This is a genomic window from Micromonospora humidisoli (assembly GCF_016900955.1).
GTDB lineage: Bacteria > Actinomycetota > Actinomycetes > Mycobacteriales > Micromonosporaceae > Micromonospora > Micromonospora wenchangensis.
Map to the genome: position 1 here is coordinate 574,223 of NZ_JAFEUO010000005.1, position 22,110 is coordinate 596,332.

Consider the following 22,110-nt stretch of genomic DNA (forward strand, 5'->3'; position numbering starts at 1 on the left):
CGGTGAGCCCCACCTCGACGGACCGGGGTGGCGCGTCGGGTCCGGGTGTGGGTGCCGGGTCAGGCCAGACAGGAACTCGACCACACCCGACCGAAGTCGATGTGGCCGCGGATCGTCAGCCGCAGCTCGCTGGACATGGGTCGAGTCCACCTCGGGGTGCCGGAGGTGTCAACGGAACACGGGACGGATGTCGGCTAGCGCACCGAGGGGTGTCGATCCGTTGACGCAATACCTACTAAGGCTATAGAATTTACATAGATTGCGTCCGTCAGGCGGCGGGACGGCGGGTGACGCCCTCCGGGCCGCCGGCCAGGCCGGTGTAGCGGCCCCGGTGGTAGAGCAACGGCGACCCCACGTCGGCGTGCCGGATCAGCTCCGGCTCGGCGAGCACGATCGCGTGGTCGCCGACCGGCACCCGCTCGACCACCCGGCAGAGCAGCCAGGCCAGGGTGTCGTCGAGGATCGGCACCCCCTCCGGCCCGGCCTGCCACCGGGTCGGCGCGGCGAACCGGTCGATGCCGCTGGTCGCGAACGTACGCGCCAGGTCCTGCTGGTGGTGGGCGAGCAGGTGCACCGCCACGTGCCGGCTGCGGGCCACCGTGGGCCAGCTCGACGCCCCGAGGTTCAGGCAGAACGAGACGATCGGCGGGGCCAGCGACACCGAGGTGAACGAGGTCGCGGTGAAGCCGACCGCCGGGGCACCGGGGGCGGTGACCACCACGACCGTGCTGGCCTGGTGGCGCAGCAGCGTACGTAGGGTGTCGGCGTCGGCCTCGACCGGCGGTGGACGATGGTCGGAGTCGGTCATCGCAGGGGCCTCCCCACGGGGGTCGAAGGGTCACGGCGGCACGGCGGACGCCGCGCGGGCCTACGGAATCGTCCCTGCCGGCGGCGACGGCGGTCGGCACCGCGATGCGGCGACCGCAGCGGGTCAGGCGGCGGGGGACGGCCCGGGACACCGCTGGGCGGCGACCCGCATCAGGTCGACGACCCGGCGGGAGGTGAACAGCCGGACGAGCAGCACCGGACCAGTTTCCTATCGAATCGATAGGATTTCAAGCCCCCGTCCCACGTAGGCTCCTCCCCCACTGACCCCGGGGTCAGGACCGGCGGAACGCCCGTGCTCCGCCGGCTGTCGCGCATCGGTCGCCGCCACCGCGACCGTCCCCCTACCCGGACCACCCCGGCCGCCCGCCGTCACCCCACCGTCACCCGGCGATGACCTCCCGCAGCCGGACGGCGAAGCCGGCCGGGTCGTCGGTGAAGCCGATGTGCCCGCCGGGGAACATGGTGGGCGGCACGCCCAGCGCGGCGGCCAGCGCACGGGAGCTGCGGTCGCACAGCTCTCCGGCCGACTCCTCACCGAGGCCGACCAGCACCCGGGTCGGGCCGGCGCGCAGGGCGGTGACGTCCGGCTGGTAGCGGGTCGTGCCGCGCAGCGTGTGCAGGTACTGGTAGCGCTCGTCGGCGGCGTCCTGCGGGTCCGGCTCGTGACCGAACATGCCCTGGACCATCTCCTCGGGCATGACGATGTTGGCGGTGGCGAGGAACTTCCGCCAGGCGCCCAGCCGGTCCCCCCGCCGGTAGGTGGCGATCATGTCGTCCTCCCGGGCCAGGAGTTCGTCGCGGTCGTCGAGCAGCAGCACCAGCGGCGGCTCGTGGGCGATCACGGTGTGCGCCACCTGCGGATGCCCCTGGGCGAGCGCCAGCACGGTGACCGCGCCGCCGCTGGACCCGAGCACCGTCGCCGGGCCGGCGTCGAGGTGGGCCAGCAGCCGGGCCAGGTCGTCGGCGCGCAGTTCGGGCGTGGAGTCCTGCTGCGGGTCGTGCAGCCGGCTGCGGCGGATACCGCGCGGGTCGGTGGTGAGCACGGTGTGGTCGATGGCGAGCAGGTCGGCCAGCGGGGCGAACGCACGGGCGTCCATCGGGGCGGCGACCAGCGCTACCAGGGGACCCTGGCCGCGTACCTCGAAGTGCAGGGTCCCGTCGGGGACGGCCAGGGTGGCGGTGGTCACCGGAACGGTCGTGGAACTACTCATGGTCGGGTCCTCCGGGTCGTGACGTGCGGCTCCTACCCGATGCAGACTCCCAGCGTGGGGCAGAATCGTCGGTCGTGAGCAGGATTCTTGCCGAGATCACGGCCGACGACCATGCCGCGACGCTGACCCGGGCCCGGGGCGGGGACGACGCCGCGTTCACCGCGCTGGTCGCGCCGTTGCGGCCGGAACTGCACGCGCACTGCTACCGGATGCTCGGTTCCCCGCACGACGCCGACGACGCGCTGCAGGAGGCCCTGCTGCGGGCCTGGCGCTCGCTGCCCCGGTTCGAGGGGCGCAGCTCCCTGCGGACCTGGCTCTACACCGTCGCCACCCGCACCTGCCTGGACCTGGCCACCGGCCGGGGGCGGCGGGCGTTGCCCGTCGACCTGGGGCCGGCCAGCGAGCACGCCGTGCCGGGCAGCGTCGCCGCCGACCACGTACGGTGGCTCGGTCCCTACCCCGACGCCGCCCTGGCCTCCGGCCCCGCCGCCCCGGAGGCCCGCTACGAGCAGCGCGAGGCCGTCGAGCTGGCGTTCGTCACCGCGCTGCAACACCTGCCCGGCAACCAGCGCGCCGCGCTGCTGCTGTTCGACGTGCTCGGCTTCACCGCCGCCGAGATCGCCGCCATGATGGGCACCTCCACCGGCTCGGTCAACTCGGCGCTGGCGCGGGCCCGCCGGGTCGTCGCCGAGCGGGTGCCGGCCCGCAGCCAGCAGCAGACCCTGCGCACGCTCGGCGACGCCCGGCTGCGCGCGGTCGCCGCCGGCTATGCCGCCGCGCTGGAGAACGGCGACGCCGATGCCCTGGTGGCCCTGCTCACCGAGGACGTCACCTGGTCGATGCCACCCCTGCCGCACTGGTACGCCGGCCGCGCCGCGGTGCTGGACTTCGCGCGGGCGATGCCGTTGGGCAGTTGTGGCAGGTGGCGGCACGTGCCGGTGGCGGCCAACGGCCAGCCGGCGGTGGCCAACTACCTGCGCGCGGGCGACTCCGGCCCGTACCTGCCGTGGTCGATCACGGTGCTGACGGTGCGCGACGGCCGGATCGCCCAGCTCGTGTCGTTCCTGGACGGCACGCTGTTCCGGACGTTCGGCCTGCCGGCCACCCGCTGAGCCCGCGCCACCCGCTGAGCCCGGCCGGCCGAAAAGCCCGCGCCACCCGATGGGCCCGCGCCACCCGATGGGCGTGCGGCACGTCCGCCGGCCGGCGCGTCGGACCGCTCAGGCCAGCGGCGTGGTGAGGGTGAACGAGGCGTCGCCGGCGAAGGTGCTGCCGGCGGCGTACGGGTCGACCCGCAGCACGTAGTCGTAGTGGCGCAGGTAGCGGCCGGGGTGGTTCCACGACTCGAACGAGTAGCTGCCACCCCCGGCCAGCCCGGTACGGCTGCAGAAGGTGGCGTCCCCGGCGAAGACGGCGCTGCCGTCGTTGCCGGCGAGCCGCATCGTGAAGTCCCAGTGCCGCAGGTAGGAGCCATTGACCGCGCGGAACGAGTAGCAGGAGGCGTTGGCGAGCCCGGCGACGATCTGGAAGGTGGCGTCCTGCCGGTCAGCCAGCGCGCTGCCGCTGCTCAGCACGTCGATGCGGGCGACGTTGTCACGGTGACGGACGTAGCGGTCGGGGAAGTTCGCCGAGCGCAGCGAGCGGCTGCCGGTGGGCGGTGCGGAGTTGTCCCCGACGCTCTCCCGCAGCACGGTGAAGTGCCGCACCGTGCCGGACAGCCCGGCCAGTTCGGTCTTGCCGGTGAAGCCGTACAGGTCGCTGCTGTCGGCGGAGTAGTAGCGGCCGGCGCCGTACTGGTCGAAATAGATGCGCCAGCGGTTGTCGGGCAGCCGGACCAGGGCGGGACCCTCCAGGCCGGAGCCCCAGCCGGCCCAGTTGCCGGTGCCGACCCAGCTCCACGGGCCGGTCAGCGCGGGGGCGGTGGCGTGCTCGATGTACTTGGTGGTCTCGTTCTTCATGAAGTTGTGGTAGGTGCTGCCGACCTTGACGATGAAGCTGTCGATGTGGTTGGTGCCGATGCCGGCGAGCGCCGCCGGTGCGCTCCACGCCGACAGTGCGGCGTTCGTCGCGGTGATCCGGTACGGCTGGAACTGCCCGGCGGTGCCGGTCTGCGATACGGAGACGACGATGTGCACGCTGCCGTCGCTGTCGACGAACCACTCGGGGGCCCAGGTGCTGCCGTTGGCCGGCGCGACGCCGATGGTGACGTTGCGCTGGAACGTCCAGGTCAGGTAGTCGCTGCTGCGGGCGATGCCGATGGTGTTGCCGGTCCAGCCGGTGGTGTAGACGAGGTAGTAGTAGCCGTCGGTGTGCTTGATGACGCTCGGGTCGCGGACCAGCCCGGACGGCGGGGTGTAGGCGTTGGCCCGCTGGAGGGTGAACCGGCTGGCGTCGGCCGAGTCGTAGACGTACATGTTGGATTCGCTGCTGTTGGTGAACGCGGTCATCAGATAGTGCGGGACCGGCCCGGCGGCGTTGGCCCGCGCCGGTACGGCGACCAGCAGGCCGCCGAGCACGCAGAGCACCGCCGCCAGGGCGCCGTACCGGAGACGTCCCATCGACACACCTCTCTCATTAAATCGACAGGTGTCATCCTGCACTATTGCCAATGGTTTTCGTAAGTGTTGCGATAAGCGCCATGGCCCGGACCTCCCGCGACATCCGTTCCGCCAACCGGCTCACCGTCGTCCAGCAGGTCGTCGCCGCCGGCACCACCAGCCGGCAACGCCTCGCCGTAGACACCGGGCTCAGCCTCGGCACCGTCGCCACCCTGGTCGCCGAACTCACCGACCTCGGGCTGCTCACCGAGGCCGGCCAGGAGGACTCCGGTGGCGGGCGACCGCGCGGCCTGGTCGCCGCCGACCCGCACGGCGGCCTGCTCGTCGGCGTCGACGTCGCCGAGACGTACGTGCACGTCGACCTCTTCGACACCACGCTGACCCGGCTGGCCGGAGCCGAGGAGGCGCTACGCCCCCTGGAACGCCGCCCCCACCAGGTGGTCCGGCACATCGTCAGCGGCATCGACACCGTCCTGGCCGGCACCGGGGCCCGGGTGCTCGGCGTCGGGGTCAGCGTCCCCGGCCAGGTCGACCGGGAGGGCGGCGTGTCGGTGTTCGCGCCCAACTGGAACTGGCACGACGTACCGCTGCGGGACCTGCTCGCCGACCACCTGCCGCTGCCGCTGCACCTGGACAACCCGCTGCGCGCGGCGGTGCTCGCCGAACTGTGGGCCGGGGCCGCCCGGGGCCGCGACGACGTCGCCGTGATCAACCTGGGCACCGGCGTCGGCGCGGGCCTCGCCTTCGGCGGCACCCTCTACCGGGGCAGCAGCAACAGCGCCGGCGAGTGGGGGCACACCACCCTGGTCCTCGACGGCCGGCTCTGCCGGTGCGGCAGCCGGGGCTGCGTCGAGGCGTACGTCGGCGCGCCCGGCATCATGCAGACCCTGCGCGACCTTGCCCCGACCAGCCCGCTGCTGCACCCCGAGGACCAGACCGCCACCCTCGACGCCCTCGCCGCCGCACTGGCCGCCGACGACCCCACCGCCGCGAAGGTGGTCGCCGAGACCGCCCGCTACCTCGGCGTCGCCGTCGCCGACCTGGTCAACCTGCTCAACCCGGAGGTCATCGTGCTCAGCAGCTGGGTCGCCGACCGGCTCGGTGACCGGCTGCGCGACGAGGTCCGCGCCGTGGTCGCCCAGCACGCGCTGCGCCGCCCGCTCGCCGCCACCGGGATCGTCCGCTCCCCCGTCGCCGGAAACCCGGTCAGCCTCGGCGCAGCCACCCTCGCCCTGGAGGGCTTCCTCACCCAGGGCCGCTGAGCCCGCGCCAGCCCGGCCTGGCCTGACCGGCGCAATATCGGCGATCCAGCGGTATCGGACCGCTCGGATACCGCTGGATCGCCGATACAGGTAGTGCCGGGCCGGGACCTCAGTCCAGGATCGCCGTCGCCTCGACCTCGACGAGGACGTCGGGCTCGAAGAGATAGTCGACGCCGATGAGCGACGACGGGGGCAACGGCTGCGGCAGGCCGAGTTCCCCCGCGACATCCGCCACCCCGGCCATGAAGTCACCGATCCGCTCCGGCGACCAGTTCGTCACGTAGAACGTCAGGCGCACGACGTCGGCGAAGCCCGCGCCGGCACCGGCCAGCCCGTACCCCGTGTTGCGCAGCGCCTGGGCGACCTGACCCCGCAGGTCGCCGACGGCGACCGGCCGGCCGGCCTCGTCGCGGCTGATCTGACCGGCCACGTGGACGTGGCGCGACCCCGACGCGACCGCGACGTGGTGGTAGGGAACGGGCTGCATCATGCCCGACGCGGAGAAAAGCTGAACACCCATCTGAGTTCCTCCCTCGTTGGTATCTCATGGATACCTGGTGCTCCGAGGACACTTCAACGAGACTAGGTGTCATGCCGGAAACCACACCCCTGCCGTCGGAAGCCCTCCAGATCACCCCGCCGCACCGCGAGCTGCTGGACCAGGTGCTCGACAAGTGGTCGTTGGAGGTGCTCAACCAGCTCTGCGAACGGCCCTGCCGGTTCAACGAGCTGCGCCACGCCATCCCCGCCGTGTCCCAGAAGTCACTGAGCGCCACCCTGCGCCGACTCGAACGCAACGGCATCGTCGCCCGCCACGTCCTGTCGTCACGGCCGGTCGCCGTCGAGTACCGCATCACCCCGCTGGGCAAGACGCTCCGGCACCCGGTCGACGTCCTGCTCGACTGGGCCGGGCGGCACCTGCCCGCGATCGAGGCCGCCCGCCGGACGTACGACGAGACCGGGTGAGGTCGCCGGCGCGCCGGAACCGAAGTCAGGAGGCCAGGCGGCGTATCCGTTCGGCGACGATGAAGGCGGCATCCTCAGTACCCTGACGAACCCTGGTGCCGGTGATCGCGTCGGCAAGCGCGACAAGCTGCTCCGGCCGCCGGCTTTTCATCCCGTGCAGCGGCAACCTCACCTCGAACACCGGATGCCCAGTCCTGACCAGCAACGACACGATGTCTCGCCGGCGGTCATCCTCGGCGTCGATGTCCGCCGTGGACAGATCGACCCATCGCGTCCGAAACCACAGGCGCTCACCGAGCATCGTCCCGTCCAGCCACACCGCGTAGGGGATCACCGCGACTATCGCCAGGCTGACAGCTCCCATGAGGTAGACGCCCAGCAGGAATCCGGCAGAGACGAACAGATGAGGCAGCAGTGAGCCCCACAGATCGACCGGACTCTCGGTGACCGACTCGACGATCAGGTACAGCGGCGCCCAGAGCAGAACCCCCGCCGTGACGACGAACGGCAGGCTGAGCACGAACGCGCTGACCTTCCTGGACGCGCCGACACCTACCGCCAGCCGAACCTTGGAACGTCGCCGCCACATGCCCGCCGATCCTATCGGCCCCAGGCTCGACGGCCCTGTCCCACTCAGCTGGAGGGGCCGTCGTCCACCTTGCCGCCAATCACGTCGACGTCACCAGAGCGGATCATCTCTCCCGGAGCCCCACCATCGCCTCGACGCCACTGTGCCCAGATCGAGGTAGGTACAGGACCATGACCTCACTTGGCGTTGAAGTAGTTGGCCTCCGGGTGGTGCACCACGATCGCGTCGGTGGCCTGCTCCGGCACCAGCTGGAACTCCTCCGACAACTGCACGCCGATCCGATCCGCCCCGAGCAGATCCACCATCTTGGCCCGGTCCTCCAGGTCCGGGCAGGCCGGGTAGCCGAACGCGTACCGGCAGCCCCGGTAGTCGTTGCGCAGCAGGCCGGCCAGGTCGGTCGGGTCGCCGGTGGCGACCGTGCCGCCGCCCGGCAGGGTCAGCTCGGAGCGGATCCGCCGGTGCCAGTACTCGGCGAGCGCCTCGGTGAGCTGCACGGACAACCCGTGCACCTCCAGGTAGTCGCGGTACTCGTTGGCGGCGAACATCTTCGCGGTGTACTCGCTGATCGGCTGGCCGACGGTGACCAGTTGCAACGCCACCACGTCCAGCCCGTCGCCCTTGGGCCGGAAGAAGTCGGCCAGGCAGAGCCGCCGTTCCTGCCGCTGCCGGGGGAACGAGAACCGGGCCCGCTCGCTGGTGCCGTTCTCGTCCAGGACCACCAGGTCGTTGCCTTCGGAGTACGCCGGGAAGTAGCCGTACACCACGGCCGCCTCCAGCACCTGGTCGGCGATGAGCCGGTCCAACCAGTACCGCAGCCGGGGCCGCCCCTCGGTCTCCACCAGTTCCTCGTACGACGGGCCCTGGCCGCCCCGTGACCCGCGCAGCCCCCACTGGCCGAGGAAGGTGGCCCGCTCGTCCAGCAGGGACGCGTAGTCGGCCAGCGGCACCCCCTTGACCACCCGGGTGCCGAAGAACGGCGGGGTGGGTACGGCCACGTCGGTCGCCACGTCGGAGCGCACCGAGGCGTCGTCCAGCTCCGGCAGTGCCTCGGTGACCATGGTGCGCTGCTTCTCCCGACGGGCCCGCCGGGCCGCCAGGGCCGCCTCCCGCTCCGGGTCGATCACGGGTGCGCCACCACGCTTGGCGGTCATCACCCGGTCCATCAGGGCCAACCCCTCGAAGGCGTCCCGGGCGTAGTGCACCTGGCCGGGGAACATCGCCCGCAGGTCGTCCTCCACATAGGCCCGGGTCAGCGCCGCCCCGCCCAGCAGCACCGGCCACCGCTCGGCGACCCCGCGCGACGCCATCTCGGCGAGGTTCTCCTTCATGATGACCGTGCTCTTGACCAGCAGCCCGGACATGCCGATCGCGTCGGCCCGGTGCTCCTCGGCGGCGTCGAGGATCGCGGTGATCGGCTGCTTGATGCCGATGTTGACGACCTCGTAGCCGTTGTTGGACAGGATGATGTCGACCAGGTTCTTGCCGATGTCGTGCACGTCGCCGCGCACGGTGGCCAGCACGATCCGGCCCTTGCCGCCGTCCTCGACGGCCTCCATGTGCGGCTCCAGGTAGGCCACCGCCGTCTTCATCACCTCGGCGGACTGGAGCACGAACGGCAACTGCATCTGCCCGGAGCCGAACAGCTCGCCGACGACCTTCATCCCGTCGAGCAGGATGTCGTTGATGATGGACAGCGGGGACCGGCCCTGCGCCATCGCGGCGTCCAGGTCGGCCTCCAGGCCGTTGCGCTCGCCGTCGATGATCCGCCGCTTGAGCCGCTCGTCCAACGGCAGCCCGGCCAGTTCCTCGGCCCGGGTGGCCCGCGCCGACGCGGCGTCGACACCCTCGAACGCCTCGATGAACCGCTGCACCGGGTCGTAGCCTTCGCGCCGCCGGTCGTAGATCAGGTCGAGGGCGACCTCGCGCTGCGCCTCGGGGATCTTGGACATCGGCAGGATCTTGCTGGCGTGCACGATCGCCGAGGTCAGCCCGGCCTGCACGCACTCGTGCAGGAACACCGAGTTGAGCACCTGCCGGGCCGCCGGATTGAGGCCGAACGAGACGTTCGAGATGCCCAGGGTGAAGTTGACCCCTGGATAGCGGGCGGCGATCTCCCGGATCGCCTCGATCGTCTCGATGCCGTCCCGGCGGGTCTCCTCCTGGCCGGTGGCGATCGGGAAGGTCAGCGCGTCGATGAGGATGTCCGACCGGTCCATCCCCCAACGCCCGGTCAGGTCGTCGATCAGCCGGGCCGCCACCCGGACCTTCCACTCCCGGGTACGGGCCTGTCCCTCCTCGTCGATGAGCAGCGCCACCACGGCCGCACCGTGTTCGGCGATCACCGGCATCACCCGCGCGTAGCGGGAGTCGGGGCCGTCGCCGTCCTCGAAGTTGACCGAGTTGACCACGCAACGCCCGCCGAGCATCTCCAACCCGGCTTCGATCACCGCCGGCTCGGTGGAGTCCAGCATGATCGGCAGGGTGGACGCGGTGGCGAACCGGCCGGCCAACTCCCGCATGTCCTGCGTGCCGTCCCGGCCGACGTAGTCGACGCACAGGTCCAGCAGGTGCGAGCCGTCGCGGGCCTGGCTGCGGGCCACCTCCACGCACGCCTGCCAGTCGGCGGCGAGCATCGACTCGCGGAACGCCTTGGAGCCGTTGGCGTTGGTCCGCTCCCCCACCATCAGCACCGAGGCGTCCTGGGCGAACGGCACCGGGTGGTAGATCGACGAGACGCCCGCCTCGTGCCGGGGCTCGCGCGGCACCGGGGTCGCACCGTGCAGCCGCTCGGCCAACGCCCGGATGTGCTCCGGGGTGGTGCCGCAGCAGCCGCCGATCAGCCCCACGCCGTAGTCGGCGACGAACCGTTCGAGGGCGTCGGCCAGCTCCACCGGGCTCAGCGGGAAGTACGCCCCGTCGGCGGTCAGCACCGGCAGGCCGGCGTTCGGCATCACCGACAGCGGGATCCGGGAGTGCTGCGACAGGTAGCGCAGGTGCTCGCCCATCTCGGCCGGGCCGGTGGAGCAGTTGAGCCCGATCAGGTCCACCCCCAGCGGCTCGATGGCCGCCAGCGCGGCCCCGATCTCGCTGCCCACCAGCATGGTGCCGGTGGTCTCCACCGCCACGTGGCAGATGATCGGTACCTGCTGGCCCAGCTCGGCCATCGCCCGCTTCGACCCGACCACGGCCGCCTTGACCTGCAACAGGTCCTGGCAGGTCTCGATGATCAGCGCGTCCGACCCACCGGCGATCAGTCCGGCGGCATTTTCCTGGTACGCGTCGCGCAACGTCGCGTACGGGGCGTGGCCGAGGGTGGGCAGCTTGGTGCCGGGGCCGATCGAGCCGAGCACGAACCGGGGCCGCTCCGCGGTCGCGTACGCGTCGGCGGCCTCCCGGGCGATCCGCGCGCCGGCCTCGGACAGCTCCCGGATGCGCTGCGGGATGTCGTACTCGGCGAGGTTGGCGAGGTTGGCGCCGAACGTGTTCGTCTCGACGCAGTCCGCGCCGGCCGCCAGGTACTCCTCGTGCACGCCGCGCACCACGTCGGGCCGGGTCACGTTGAGGATCTCGTTGCAGCCCTCCAGCCCTTCGAAGTCGTCGAGGCTCAGATCGGCTGCTTGCAGCATTGTCCCCATCGCCCCGTCGGCGATGAGGATCCGGTCGGCCAGCACATCCCGCAACGAAGTCCGCACAGGTTCAGGTTAGTGCGAGGATTCCGACGATTGTCGACGCCCGACCCCGTCCCACTATGTGTCGATCCGCTCACCGGTCGGTTCGTACCGGTTCGGGGCCGGGTGGATCGGCGGACCGGCGCGGCCGACGGGCCACGCGCCGCGCCGGGACGTAGGCTTGCGGACGTGAAGGACATCAGGGACGCCACCGTGCACGGCGGGCGGATGACCGGGCCGACCCCCGGCACCGTCGGCGACGAGCGGGGCGAGGTGACGGCGTGACCGAGTTCGACGGGCTGCCGGTGCTGCGGTCCCCGGTGGCGATCGCCGCCTTCGAGGGCTGGAACGACGCCGCGGACGCCTCCACCGCCGCCGTGGAACACCTGGAACAGGTCTGGCAGGCCCGCCAGATCACCGAGATCGACCCGGAGGAGTTCTACGACTTCCAGGTCAGCCGCCCGACGATCACGATGTCCGACGGCGAGACCCGCCGGGTGGAGTGGCCCACCACCAAGTTCGTGGTGGCCAGCCCCGAGGGCACCGACCGCGACGTGGTGCTGATCCGGGGCATCGAGCCGAGCATGCGCTGGCGCACGTTCTGCGAGCAGGTGCTGGAGATCTGCCACAGCCTGGAGGTCGAACGGGTGGTGCTGCTCGGCGCGTTGCTGGCCGACGTGCCGTACACCAGGCCGTTGCCGATCAGCGGCAGCGCCTCCGACGCCCAGGCCGCGCAGCGTTACCAGCTCACCCCCACCCGCTACGACGGGCCCACCGGGATCGTCGGCGTGCTCCAGGACGCCTGCACCCGGGCCGAGGTCGACGCGGTGTCGTTCTGGGTGCACGTGCCGCACTACGCCAACAACCCGCCCTGCCCCAAGGCGACCCTGGCCCTGCTGCACCGGGTCGAGGACGTGCTCGACCTGCCGGTGCCGATGGCCGACCTCGCCGAGGAGGCCGCCGAGTGGGAGCAGCGGGTGCGTGGCGCCGCCGAGCAGGACGCCGAGCTGGGCGAGTACGTGCGGGAGCTGGAGGAACGCGTCGGCGACGCGGGCATCACCCCGTTGACCGGTGACGAGATCGCCCAGGAGTTCGAGAAGTACCTGCGCCGCCGGGGCGGTTCCGCCGGCCCCACCGCCGGTTCCTGGTAGTCGTCCCCGTAGGGCCCCGGGCGTCGTGGCGTCCGGGGCCCTCGGCGTGTCCGGGGTGGCGTCGTCACCCCGTCTAGGGCATCCTAGGAACCTAGCTGTCAGGAGGAGGCGGGCGTGCAGATCAACCCGGGAGCCGCCGAGTTCCCGCACCGGCAGATCGCCGCGCAGCTCAAGGCCCAGGTGCGGCGGGGCGACTGGGGGCCGGGCGAGCGACTGCCGTCCATCCCGGCCATCGCCGAGATGTTCGGGGTGGCGAAGCAGACCGTGCAACGCGCCGTCGACCAGCTGCGGGTCGAGGGCATCCTGATCACCAAACCCGGCTCCGGTACGTACGTGCGGGGCACCCGGCGGCGGCTCAACCGGCTCTCCCGGGGCCGCTACGGTGGTTTCCGCGGCTACCACGCCGACCTCGCCGCGCGGTACCGCCAGCAGCTCGTCTCGGTCGGTCGGTCGCCCGCCCCACCCGAGGTGGCCGACGCGTTCGGGGTCGCCGACGGCACCGAGCTGCTCTGCCGCCGGCACCTGGTACGCACCGACGAGTCCCCGGTGGAGGTGGGCGCGTCCTGGTTCCTGCCGAAGGACACCGCCGGCACCTCCCTGGAGCGGGCCGAGGCGTTCGGCCGACCGCTCTACCAGGAGGCCGAGGAAGCCACCGGCCGGCGGTACACCACCGCCGCCGACACCATCAGCGCCCGCCAGCCCAGCCGGGAGGAGGCCGAGACGCTCCAGATCCGCCCCGACACGCCGGTGCTGCACCTGCTGCACGTCGCCTACGACGCCCACCGCAAGCCGATCGAGGTCGCCCAGGCCACCTGGCCCGGCCCGATGACCACGCTGACCGAGGAGTACCAGGTTCCCGCCCCCGCGCCGGACCCCGACCCCGACCCCGGACTGGTCCTCGGCTGATCCCGACCGGGCACCGCCCGCCCTCCGGTCCGGCCCCCGTCCGGTCCGGCCCAGCCCCGGTCCGGTCCTGTCCCGGTCCAGCCCCCGCACCGGGGCTGGGCCGCATCGGGGCTGGGCCGCATCGGGGCTGGGCCGCACAAGGGCTGGGCCGCACCGTACAACGGCGGCGGCGGCACGGCACCGGGCGCAAGGGGGTCGGCCGCGCCTCAGGTGAGCGCGGTGACCACGATGACGGTCGCTCCGAGCGCGACGACGATCAGGGAGGCGACCACCCCGAGCAGGTCGGCGACCCGTACGGGGACGGTGGCACCGAGGGCCGCGCCGATCGTGGCGAGCCCGGTCTGCCAGAGCAGGGAGGCCAGCCCGGCGGCGACGACGAACACCCCGGGCCCCGTCCAGCTGCCCGGCACGGCGTTCACCGTCCCGGCCAGGGCGAAAAAGTACACCAGGGTCAACGGGTTGACCGCGGTGAGGAGCACGAAGCGGACGTAGACCGGTCCGGCCGCGGTCCGGGCCGGACGTTGCCCGCCGGTGCCGTCCCGCTCGACTCCGCCGCCGCTACCGTCCCGCCGGGCCCCGCCGGTGCCGTGCCGCTCGGCACCGGCCCCACCGGCGAGCTCCCCCTCGGCACCGGCCCCGCCGATGAGTTCCCCCTCGGCACCGGCCCCGCCGGTGGGTTTCCGCCCGGCACCGGCCCCGCCGGTGGATTTCCCCTCGGCACCAGCCCCGCCGGTGGATTTCCCCTCGGCTCCGGCGGTGTCGGGGACGGCCCCGGGGCGTGCCGGGGGGCGGCGCAGGGTGGCCAGTTGGTGGCAGCCCAGCCCGACGATCACCAGCCCGGACAGGTAGCGGGGGGCGTCCCCCCACGAGGCGATCACCGGCGCGAGCGCCGCCCCGGTCAGCAGCGCGCCGAGGCAGTAGAGGGTGTCGACGGTGGCGACCCCGAACGCGGCGGCCAGGCCACTACGGTGGCCGCGCAGCATCCCCTCCCGGACGATCAACACCCCGATCGCCCCCAGTGGCATGGCCACCCCCAGTCCGGCGGCGAACCCGGCGACCGCCAGGAACACGATTCCATCAGCCATCCGCCGAGTCTGGGGCATCCCGCCGGGTGCGACCGACAGATGAGCGGTGTCGACGTACGATTGTCGGTGTGGACCGTCTGGACGAGCAGATTCTCGGCATCCTCCAGGAAAATGCGAGGTGTTCGTTCAGTGAGATCGGTCGACGGGTGGGCCTGAGCACGAACGCCACCGCTGCCCGGGTCCGCCGGTTGGAAGCCGACGGCGTCATCCTCGGGTACACCGTCGTCACCGGCCACGAGACGCCGGAACTCCGGGGCGGGTTGGAGGTGTTCATCGACGTACGCCTCGACGTCGGGACCGACTACGAGACGTTCGTCGACGCCATCGCCCCGATCGAGCAGATCGTCGACGCGGTGCACATGACCGGGCCGTACGACTACCTGCTGCGGGCCCGGCTGCGGGACACCGCCGCCCTGGACACGTTGCTGCGTCGACTCAAAAAGAGCTGCGGCGTGGTGCAGACCCAAACCCGGGTCGCCCTACGCCCACCCACCCCCCACCCCCACCAACCCCCACCCCCGCGCCCCGACCCAGGCCCACGTCCGCTGCGTCGATCATGAAGTTGCGGGGCTCCGAAAACGTCGCATATCCGGGCTTAACCCCCACCACAACTCCATGATCGACGGGCGGGGCGGGGGCGGGGCGGGGGCGGGGCGGCGCGGGGGGTGGGGGTTAGAGGCGGATGCCGAGGAGGGCGTTTATGGTGTCGGCGAAGAGTGACGGGGCCTGGGGGTCGTCGCCGGTGCCGGACAGCGCCGCCGCGGCCCAGTGGTCGGCCAGGGCGAGTGTGCCAGGGGTGTCCAGGTCGTCGCCGAGGCGCTCGCGTACCCCGGCGAGGAAGGCCGTGCCGGACGGCCCGGACGGCGCGGCGGCGGCCCGTCGCCAGCGGTCCAGGCGCTGCTGAGCGTAGGTCAGCACGTCGTCGGTCCAGGCCCGGTCGTCGCGGTAGTGGCCGGACATCAGGCCGAGCCGGACCGCCATCGGGTCGACCTGGTCGGCGCGCAGCCGGGAGACGAAGACCAGGTTGCCCTTGGACTTCGACATCTTCTCGCCGTCCAGCCCGATCATGCCGGCGTGCACGTAGTGGTCGGCGAAGGGGGCCGTGCCGGTGAGCCGCTCGGCGTGCGCGGCGGAACACTCGTGGTGCGGGAAGATCAGGTCGTTGCCGCCGCCCTGCACGTCGAGCCGGTCGCCGAGCAGGTTCAGCGCGATAACCGTGCACTCGATGTGCCAGCCGGGCCGGCCGGGACCCAGCTCGCCGCCCGGCCAGGACGGCTCGCCGTCGCGGGCGCCGCGCCACAGCAGCGGGTCCAACGGGTCGCGCTTGCCGGCCCGATCCGGGTCGCCACCGCGCTCGGGGAAGATCTCCAGCATCTGCTCCCGGGTCAGGTTCGACTCGTAGCCGAACGCCGGGGCCGCGGCGATGTCGAAGTAGACGTCGCCGGTGCCGTCGTCGAGCCGGTACGCGGCACCGTCCTTGAGCAGCTCCTGCACCCGGTCGGCGATCTGCGGGATCGACTCCACCGCGCCCACGTAGTGCGCCGGCGGGATGATCCGCAGCGCCTCCATGTCCTCGCGGAACAGCGCCGTCTCCCGCATCGCCAGGACCTTCCAGTCCTCGCCGTCGCGCTCGGCGCGTTCCAGCAGCGGGTCGTCGATGTCGGTGACGTTCTGCACGTACCGGACGGTCAGGCCGGCATCGCGCCACATCCGCTGCACCAGGTCAAAAGTGATCATGGTGGCGGCGTGCCCCAGGTGGGTCGCGTCGTACGGGGTGATGCCGCAGACGTACATGGTGGCGGGGCCGGCGGGCCGGCTCGGGTGGAGACCGCGCCGCGCCGAGTCGTACAAGCTCAGGGGCCCGCCGTCACCCGGCAGCCGTGGCACCTCGTGTCCCGCCCAAGACTCCATGACCGCCAGCCTAACGAGCCGCCCGGCCGCCGGAAGGAACCGCCCGGGTGATCAACACGACAACGGCTCAGATCGGCGGCCACGGCATCGCCGGCCACTCCTGCGGCGGCAGCGGGTACCGGCCGGTGTCGCGCAGCCGCCGCACCCGGGCGGCCACCTCGGCCACCTCGCCGATGGTCAGGTGCTCCGCCAGCTCCTCCCCCAGCTCGCCGGTGAGCTGCCGGTCGAGGGTGTCGAGCACCTGCACCGCGTCCGGTGGGAGCTGCCGGCCGGCCCAGCCCCACAGCACGGTCCGCAGCTTCTCCTCGACGTGGAAGCAGACCCCGTGGTCCACCCCGTAGATCCGGTCGTCCGCACCGGCCAGCACGTGCCCGCCCTTGCGGTCGGCGTTGTTGATGACCGCGTCCAGCACGGCCAGCCGGGCCAGCCGGGGGTCGTCGGCGTGGGCCAGCGCGTACGCCGCGCCGTCGTCGTCGCGGGCGGCGGCCACCGGGAACCAGCGCGGCGGCACCGCCTCGGCCGGCACGAAACCGACAAGCGGCTCGGCGTCGTCCGGTTCGTCGATCCAGAGCTGGCACGACCCGGGCCCCAGCGGCCCGTCGCGCAGCACCGTCGGCGGGACCAGATCCCAGCCGGTGGCCCGGGAGACCAGGTAGGCGCAGACCTCCCGGCCGGCGAGGGTGCCGTCGGGGAAGTCCCAGAGCGGGCGCTCGCCGCGCACCGGCTTGTAGACGCACCTGGCGGTACGGCCGTCGAGGGTCAGGATCGCCCGCAGGGTGGTGTTGGAGGCGTCGACCAGTCGACCCTCCAGCTCCAGCGCACCGTCGCACAGCAGCCGGAGCGCGGCGTCGGCGTCCTGACGCCGCACCTCCGACGACGTCACCGGTGGTAGCCGTTGTGCCGGGGGCAGAGGTGCCCGGCCGGGTCGAGCGGCTGGCCGCACAGTGGGCAGGGCGGGCGGCCGGCGTTGACCACCCGGCGGGCCCGTTCGATGAACTCGCGGGTCGCCTCGGGGGTCAGCCGCACCCGCAGCCGGTCGAGGTCCTCGTCCGGTTCCTCGTCGTCGTCCTCGTCGGCCTCGTCGTCGCCCAGCTCGACCTCGGCCTCCGCCTCACCGGCGGCGATCGCCTCGATCACCACGGTGGCGGAGTCCACGTCGAACGCCAGCCCGAGGGTGCCGACCCGGAACTCCTCGTCGACCGGATTGTCCAGCGGGTCGTTGTCGCCGACGGACACCGGGGACTCCGGCAGCTCGACGCCGAAGCGGCGCTGCGCCTCGGAGAGCAGCTCCTCCAGCTTCTCGGCGAGCAGGGAGACCTGCACCTTCTCCAGCGCGACGCTGACCAGCCGGCCGCCACCGCGGGCCTGGAGGAAGAACGTGCGCTCCCCGGGCGGCCCGACGGTCCCGGCGACGAACCGCTCGGGCGGCTCGAAGGCGTGCACCTGGTGGGTCATACCCACGACCCTATCCGGAGCGTGGAACGGTCGCGCAAGGCACCGACGCCGAATCAGCCGAGGGCGAAACGGCGCGACCCGTGCCCGGCGGCGACCGCCCCCGGTGGGCCGGCTCAGCCGGTGGCCCCCGCACCCCCGCCGACGGCCGCGTCGGAGTCGGCCGGCCGGGTCGCCCGACGCCGCCGCTTGGCCGGCGGCGGCACCAGGGAGGCCAGGTCACCGCCGGTGTCGTTGAGCCGGACCAGGAACGGCCGCAGCGGGGTGTAGCGGATCGCGGTGACCGAGGCCGGGTCGGCGACGATGCGTTGGAACAGGTCGAGGTGCACCCCGAGGGCATCGGCGACGATGGCCTTGATCACATCGCCGTGGCTGCACGCCAGCCAGACCGCCTCCGGCCCGTGTTCGGCGGTGACCCGGGCGTCCCAGGCGCGTACCGCGGCGACCGCGCGGGCCGACATCTGCGCCATCGACTCACCGTCGGGGAAGACCGCGGCGCTGGGGTGCTGCTGCACCACCGGCCAGAGCTTCTCCTTGGCCAGCTTCTTCAGCGGCTGTCCCTCCCAGGCACCGTAGCCACACTCGATGAGCCCGTCCTCGACCACCGGGGTGGCCTGCGGAAGGGCCAGCTCCAGGGTCTGCCGGCAGCGGATCAGCGGGCTGGTCACCACCGCCGAAAGCGGCAGGCCGCGCAGCCGCTGGCCGACCGCGCCGGCCTGGGCCCGCCCGGTGTCGTCCAGCTCGACCGGCTGGCGGCCGGCCAGCCCGCCGTCGGCGTTCGCGGTCGTCCGGCCGTGTCGCAGAAGCAGAAGGGTCGCCACGCCCCCACCCTAGGGGCAGCCGGACCGCAACCGGCCCCCGACACCGGCGGTGGTGTCGGGGGCCGTGGGCCGACACTGTCAGGTGGCGCTGATCGTGCCGGTGAGCAGCAGCGCCAGCACCAGGGTGCCGAGCGCCACCCGGTAGAGCACGAAGACGTACAGGGTGTGGTGCGCCACGTAGCGCAGCAGCCAGGCGATGGCCGCGTAGCCGATGCCGAACGCGATGATCGTGGCGACCACCATCTGCGCCACCGAGGGCACCGAGGTGCCCGGGGCGGCCGGCTCGAAGACGTCCCCGACGCTGAAGATGCCGGACATCACCACCGCCGGGATGGCCAGCAGGAACGAGTACCGGGCGGCGGCCTCCCGGGTCAGGTTGAGCAGCAGGCCGGCGGTGAGCGTGCCGCCGGAGCGGGACACCCCGGGGACCAGCGCCATCGCCTGGGCGAAGCCCATCACGATGCCGTCGCGCATCCGGAAGTTCACCAGGGTGCGGCTCTGCCGCCCCCAGTACTCGGCGAAGGCCAGCACGAAGGCGAACACGATGAGCGTGGTGGAGACCACCCACAGGTTGCGCCCGGCGGTACGGATCTGGTCCTTGAACAGGAACCCGAACAGCCCGATCGGGATCGAGCCGACGATCACGTACCAGCCCATCCGGTAGTCGAGGCTGGAACGCACCGAGCGGTCCCACAGCCCCATCAGCCAGGTCCTGGTGATCCGCCAGATGTCCTTGGCGAAGTAGATGAGCACGGCCGCCTCGGTGCCCAGCTGGGTGACCGCGGTGAAGGACGCGCCGGCGTCCCGGTCGAAGAAGATCGCCGAGGTGATCCGCAGATGCCCCGACGAGCTCACCGGAAGGAACTCGGTGAGCCCCTGGACGATGCCCAGGACGATGGCCTCGACCCAGGTCACTCGCCGACTCCCGAGAGGTCGAGGGCCTCGGCGACGGTGCGCAGGGTCTGCACGCCGCTGTCCCGGTCGGCCACGAACAGGGTGACCGACAGGGTGGTCACCCCGGCGGCCGCGTACTCCCGCATCCGCTCGGCGATGCGTTCCTTGGGGCCGAGCAGCGAGGTGCGGTCGATGAACTCCATCGGCACCGCCGCCGCCGCGTCGCGCTGCTGCCGGGCCAGGTAGAGATCCTGCACCTGGCGGGCGGCGTCGGCGTAGCCCATCCGGGTGGCGAGCTGGTTGTAGAAGTTCTGCTGCCGGCTGCCCATCCCGCCGACGTAGAGGGCGGCGTACCAGCGGACCAGCTCGGCGCAGGCGGCCACGTCGTCGCCGACCACCACGGGCACCGAGGGCACCACGTCGAAGCCGGCCAGCTCCTTGCCGGCCCTGGCCCGGCCGGCGCTGACCGAGGCGAGCTGCTCGTCGGCGAACTCGGGGGCGTAGAAGACGGCCAGCCAGCCGTCGGCGATCTCGCCGGCCAGCTCCAGGTTCTTGGGGCCGACGGCGGCCAGGTAGATCGGGATGTGCTCGCGCGGCGGGTGGAAGCCCAGCCGCAGCGCTTTGCCGGGGCCGTCGGGCAGCGGCAGGGTGTAGTGCTCGCCGGCGTAGGCGACCTCCTTGCGGGCCACCGCCAGCTTGACGATGTCGACGTACTCGCGGGTGCGGGCGAGCGGCTTGCCGAACCGGACGCCGTGCCAGCCCTCGGAGACCTGCGGGCCGGAGACGCCCAGGCCGAGCCGGAACCGGCCGCCGGAGAGGGTGTCGATGGTGGCGGCGGTCATCGCGGTCATCGCCGGGGTACGGGCGGGGATCTGCATCACCGCGCTGCCCACGTCGATCCGTTCGGTCTGCCCGGCCATCCAGGCGAGCATGCTCGGGGAGTCCGAGCCGTACGCCTCCGCCGCCCACACCACCGAGTAGCCCAGGCGGTCCGCCTCCTGGGCAAGCGCCAGGTGGTCCGCCGGCGTACTCCACGCCGTCTGATATCCGAGGCTGAGCCCGAGTCGCACTGATCCTCCCCATCCCGCACCACAGGTCGCATCAGGTTACGCAATGCCCCGGGGCCCGCCGCCCACCGGCTCGCCACCGCAGCACGGACGCCCGGACGCCGGGGCGGGATGGACAGCCAGCGACCGGACCGGCGCGTCCGGTGCACACCGTGGCGTCGCGGACGGCGGTGACGGTCGGATCGGCGACGCGACAGGCAGAGATGCCGGCAGCAAGGATATCGGTTGCGCCGCGTTCGAAATAAGGTTCACCCATGCAACAGCGACCGCTCGGCCGAAGCGGGCTGGCGGTTTCCCGGCTCGCGCTCGGCACCATGACCTGGGGCCGGGACACCGACGCCGACGACGCGGCGGCCCAGCTGAAGAGTTTCCTGGACGCGGGCGGCAACCTGGTCGACACCGCCGACGTGTTCGCCGACGGCGACGCCGAGTCGGTGCTCGGGTCGCTGCTGGGCACCCTGGTCCCCCGCGAGGACGTGCTGATCGCCACGAAGGCGGGGCTGCGGCCGGGCAGCGGCCGGCGGCGGGACGGCTCACGCGGGCACCTGCTGCGCACGCTGGACGCCTCGCTGCGCCGGCTCGGCACCGACCACGTCGACCTGTGGCAGGTGCACGGCTACGACCCGGACACCCCGCTGGAGGAGACGCTGGCCGCGCTGGACCACGCGGTCGCCTCGGGCCGGGTCCGCTACGTCGGGGTGTCGAACTTCTCCGGCTGGCAGACCGCCCGTGCCGCCGCCTGGCAGGCGGCCTGGCCGGGGCGGGCGCCGGTGGTCGCCACCCAGGTGGAGTACTCGCTGCTGGAGCGGGGGGTGGAGCGGGAGGTGCTGCCGGCCTGCGCCGCGATGGGTCTGGGCGTGCTGCCCTGGTCGCCGCTGGGGCGGGGGGTGCTGACCGGCAAGTACCGCAACGGCCGCCCGGCGGACTCGCGGGCGGCCTCGGCCCACTTCGAGGCGTTCGTCGCCACCTACCTGGAGCCGCGCTGCTCCAGCATCGTCGAGGCGGTGAGCATCGCCGCCGGCGGGTTGGGCGTGTCGCCGCTGGAGGTGGCGCTGGCCTGGATCAGGGACCGGCCGGGGGTGACCGCGCCGGTCCTGGGCGCCCGTACGGTGGGGCAACTGCTCGGCGCGTTGCAGGTGGAACGGATGACCCTGCCGGAGGAGATCACCACAGCGCTGGACGACGTGTCCGCCGTGCCGGTCGGCTACCCGGAGCGCGAAGGCTGATCCCGCCGCCGGCGCACAAGGTGGCGGACCGGACCAAAAGCACACCGGTACGTGTCAATTCCACCGATCACCCTTTACCAACTGGCACTGCCCCATATTTGGTTCAGGCCGCTTGCGATGTTCCGTCCGAATAGGCGGCTTCGAACCTCCTGGCGCTGTTGGGCCGGGTTTCGGCGTCCGATTTTCGGTGGGCCTGTCCGGAAAGAGATTCAGGCCGACGGAAACTGTCCGATCAGGCCGTCGGAAACATTGTGGCGAACCAATGACGGTGCTCTAATGATTGCGGCGTGAGCGACCCCCGCCGCGCCGTTTCTCCCATTTCGTTGGAGGACCCGTGGACCGTAAGACCGACGTCAAGCGCAAGCCCGCCAAGGTCGTCGTGCGCAAGCTCGAGCGGCTTGAGACCACCGTCGCCATCATCAGCGAGCCGGGCTGCCGCAACGACGTCTGCGGCTGACCCACCCCGTTTCGGCCGGGGCGCGGCAGGCCGCGCCCCGGCCGTCCATCGTCCAGGA

Annotated in this window: 21 protein-coding genes; 8 read left to right on the forward strand and 13 right to left on the reverse strand. The window is 72.3% G+C overall.

What is annotated here, in order from left to right; translation table 11 throughout:
• Positions 1-268 precede the first annotated feature (268 nt).
• Together JQN84_RS21210 and JQN84_RS21215 are read right to left on the reverse strand one after the other, a co-directional pair.
• A complete protein-coding gene (locus tag JQN84_RS21210; protein WP_204960240.1) occupies positions 269-808 on the reverse strand; it encodes a flavin reductase family protein in 540 nt (179 codons plus the stop codon).
• A gap of 400 nt (positions 809-1,208) precedes the next feature.
• A complete protein-coding gene (locus JQN84_RS21215; protein ID WP_204960241.1) occupies positions 1,209-2,039 on the reverse strand; it encodes an alpha/beta fold hydrolase in 831 nt (276 codons plus the stop codon).
• Between the two features lie 74 nt (positions 2,040-2,113).
• Here JQN84_RS21215 and JQN84_RS21220 point away from each other — a divergent pair, with 74 nt between their 5' ends.
• Positions 2,114-3,151: a sigma-70 family RNA polymerase sigma factor gene (locus JQN84_RS21220; RefSeq protein WP_307821379.1), complete on the forward strand. Its 1,038-nt coding sequence runs from the start codon at positions 2,114-2,116 to the stop codon at positions 3,149-3,151.
• Positions 3,152-3,259: 108 nt separating this feature from the next.
• Here the strand turns inward: JQN84_RS21220 and JQN84_RS21225 are convergent, their stop codons facing one another.
• Positions 3,260-4,597 (reverse strand): glycoside hydrolase family 43 protein, encoded by a 1,338-nt coding sequence (locus JQN84_RS21225; RefSeq protein ID WP_204960242.1) that lies wholly within the window; start codon positions 4,595-4,597, stop codon positions 3,260-3,262.
• A gap of 80 nt (positions 4,598-4,677) precedes the next feature.
• Between JQN84_RS21225 and JQN84_RS21230 the strand changes: the two genes are divergently transcribed.
• A complete protein-coding gene (locus tag JQN84_RS21230) occupies positions 4,678-5,859 on the forward strand; it encodes an ROK family protein (protein ID WP_204960243.1) in 1,182 nt (393 codons plus the stop codon).
• A gap of 109 nt (positions 5,860-5,968) precedes the next feature.
• On the opposite strand, the gene JQN84_RS21235 is transcribed toward JQN84_RS21230, so the two are convergent.
• Positions 5,969-6,379 carry a RidA family protein gene (locus JQN84_RS21235; protein ID WP_204960244.1) on the reverse strand — a complete coding sequence of 137 codons (411 nt, stop codon included), beginning with the start codon at positions 6,377-6,379 and terminating at the stop codon, positions 5,969-5,971.
• A gap of 71 nt (positions 6,380-6,450) precedes the next feature.
• Here JQN84_RS21235 and JQN84_RS21240 point away from each other — a divergent pair, with 71 nt between their 5' ends.
• Positions 6,451-6,825, forward strand: a complete 375-nt coding sequence (locus JQN84_RS21240; RefSeq protein WP_204960245.1) for a winged helix-turn-helix transcriptional regulator — start codon at positions 6,451-6,453, stop codon at positions 6,823-6,825.
• A 25-nt stretch (positions 6,826-6,850) separates the two neighbouring features.
• On the opposite strand, the gene JQN84_RS21245 is transcribed toward JQN84_RS21240, so the two are convergent.
• Both JQN84_RS21245 and metH read right to left on the reverse strand, forming a co-directional pair.
• On the reverse strand, positions 6,851-7,414 hold the full coding sequence (locus tag JQN84_RS21245; protein ID WP_204960246.1) for a hypothetical protein: 564 nt from the start codon (positions 7,412-7,414) through the stop codon (positions 6,851-6,853).
• 176 nt (positions 7,415-7,590) lie between these two features.
• A complete protein-coding gene (metH, locus tag JQN84_RS21250; RefSeq protein WP_255554018.1) occupies positions 7,591-11,094 on the reverse strand; it encodes a methionine synthase in 3,504 nt (1,167 codons plus the stop codon).
• Between the two features lie 269 nt (positions 11,095-11,363).
• Here metH and JQN84_RS21255 point away from each other — a divergent pair, with 269 nt between their 5' ends.
• Both JQN84_RS21255 and JQN84_RS21260 read left to right on the forward strand, forming a co-directional pair.
• A complete protein-coding gene (locus JQN84_RS21255) occupies positions 11,364-12,233 on the forward strand; it encodes a PAC2 family protein (protein WP_204960248.1) in 870 nt (289 codons plus the stop codon).
• Positions 12,234-12,347: 114 nt separating this feature from the next.
• Positions 12,348-13,139 carry a GntR family transcriptional regulator gene (locus JQN84_RS21260; protein WP_204960249.1) on the forward strand — a complete coding sequence of 264 codons (792 nt, stop codon included), beginning with the start codon at positions 12,348-12,350 and terminating at the stop codon, positions 13,137-13,139.
• 206 nt (positions 13,140-13,345) lie between these two features.
• Here JQN84_RS21260 and JQN84_RS21265 read toward each other — a convergent pair whose 3' ends face one another.
• A complete protein-coding gene (locus JQN84_RS21265; protein WP_204960250.1) occupies positions 13,346-14,224 on the reverse strand; it encodes a LysE family transporter in 879 nt (292 codons plus the stop codon).
• 68 nt (positions 14,225-14,292) lie between these two features.
• On the opposite strand from JQN84_RS21265, the gene JQN84_RS21270 reads away from it, so the two are divergent.
• Positions 14,293-14,784, forward strand: a complete 492-nt coding sequence (locus JQN84_RS21270; RefSeq protein ID WP_204960251.1) for an Lrp/AsnC family transcriptional regulator — start codon at positions 14,293-14,295, stop codon at positions 14,782-14,784.
• A gap of 112 nt (positions 14,785-14,896) precedes the next feature.
• Here JQN84_RS21270 and mshC read toward each other — a convergent pair whose 3' ends face one another.
• The 6 genes from mshC to JQN84_RS21300 all read right to left on the reverse strand — a co-directional run bounded on the left by mshC (position 14,897) and on the right by JQN84_RS21300 (position 20,372).
• Positions 14,897-16,135: a cysteine--1-D-myo-inosityl 2-amino-2-deoxy-alpha-D-glucopyranoside ligase gene (gene mshC / locus JQN84_RS21275; RefSeq protein WP_204960252.1), complete on the reverse strand. Its 1,239-nt coding sequence runs from the start codon at positions 16,133-16,135 to the stop codon at positions 14,897-14,899.
• Between the two features lie 67 nt (positions 16,136-16,202).
• Positions 16,203-17,018: an SCO1664 family protein gene (locus JQN84_RS21280; protein WP_204960253.1), complete on the reverse strand. Its 816-nt coding sequence runs from the start codon at positions 17,016-17,018 to the stop codon at positions 16,203-16,205.
• Complete coding sequence (locus tag JQN84_RS21285; RefSeq protein ID WP_204960254.1) at positions 17,015-17,590, reverse strand: DUF3090 domain-containing protein; 576 nt, start codon at positions 17,588-17,590, stop codon at positions 17,015-17,017. The genes JQN84_RS21280 and JQN84_RS21285 overlap by 4 nt, the downstream gene beginning before the upstream one ends.
• Before the next feature lie 113 nt (positions 17,591-17,703).
• On the reverse strand, positions 17,704-18,408 hold the full coding sequence (locus JQN84_RS21290; protein ID WP_204960255.1) for a histidine phosphatase family protein: 705 nt from the start codon (positions 18,406-18,408) through the stop codon (positions 17,704-17,706).
• A 78-nt stretch (positions 18,409-18,486) separates the two neighbouring features.
• A complete protein-coding gene (locus tag JQN84_RS21295; protein ID WP_204960256.1) occupies positions 18,487-19,323 on the reverse strand; it encodes an undecaprenyl-diphosphate phosphatase in 837 nt (278 codons plus the stop codon).
• Positions 19,320-20,372, reverse strand: a complete 1,053-nt coding sequence (locus JQN84_RS21300; protein ID WP_204960257.1) for an LLM class F420-dependent oxidoreductase — start codon at positions 20,370-20,372, stop codon at positions 19,320-19,322. Before JQN84_RS21300 ends, JQN84_RS21295 begins: the two co-directional genes overlap by 4 nt.
• Positions 20,373-20,623: 251 nt before the next feature.
• Here JQN84_RS21300 and JQN84_RS21305 point away from each other — a divergent pair, with 251 nt between their 5' ends.
• Complete coding sequence (locus JQN84_RS21305; protein ID WP_204960258.1) at positions 20,624-21,595, forward strand: aldo/keto reductase; 972 nt, start codon at positions 20,624-20,626, stop codon at positions 21,593-21,595.
• Positions 21,596-21,929: 334 nt separating this feature from the next.
• Complete coding sequence (locus tag JQN84_RS31950) at positions 21,930-22,052, forward strand: hypothetical protein (RefSeq protein ID WP_255470009.1); 123 nt, start codon at positions 21,930-21,932, stop codon at positions 22,050-22,052.
• The last annotated feature ends 58 nt before the right edge of the window (positions 22,053-22,110 follow it).

Coding starts and splice junctions, on each gene's coding strand:
- JQN84_RS21210 (WP_204960240.1), bottom strand. CDS start 808: ATGACCGACTCCGACCATCGTCCACCGCCGGTCGAGGCCGACGCCGAC.
- JQN84_RS21215 (WP_204960241.1), bottom strand. CDS start 2,039: ATGAGTAGTTCCACGACCGTTCCGGTGACCACCGCCACCCTGGCCGTC.
- JQN84_RS21225 (WP_204960242.1), bottom strand. CDS start 4,597: ATGGGACGTCTCCGGTACGGCGCCCTGGCGGCGGTGCTCTGCGTGCTC.
- JQN84_RS21230 (WP_204960243.1), top strand. CDS start 4,678: ATGGCCCGGACCTCCCGCGACATCCGTTCCGCCAACCGGCTCACCGTC.
- JQN84_RS21235 (WP_204960244.1), bottom strand. CDS start 6,379: ATGGGTGTTCAGCTTTTCTCCGCGTCGGGCATGATGCAGCCCGTTCCC.
- JQN84_RS21240 (WP_204960245.1), top strand. CDS start 6,451: ATGCCGGAAACCACACCCCTGCCGTCGGAAGCCCTCCAGATCACCCCG.
- JQN84_RS21245 (WP_204960246.1), bottom strand. CDS start 7,414: ATGTGGCGGCGACGTTCCAAGGTTCGGCTGGCGGTAGGTGTCGGCGCG.
- JQN84_RS21265 (WP_204960250.1), bottom strand. CDS start 14,224: ATGGCTGATGGAATCGTGTTCCTGGCGGTCGCCGGGTTCGCCGCCGGA.
- mshC (WP_204960252.1), bottom strand. CDS start 16,135: ATGGAGTCTTGGGCGGGACACGAGGTGCCACGGCTGCCGGGTGACGGC.
- JQN84_RS21285 (WP_204960254.1), bottom strand. CDS start 17,590: ATGACCCACCAGGTGCACGCCTTCGAGCCGCCCGAGCGGTTCGTCGCC.
- JQN84_RS21305 (WP_204960258.1), top strand. CDS start 20,624: ATGCAACAGCGACCGCTCGGCCGAAGCGGGCTGGCGGTTTCCCGGCTC.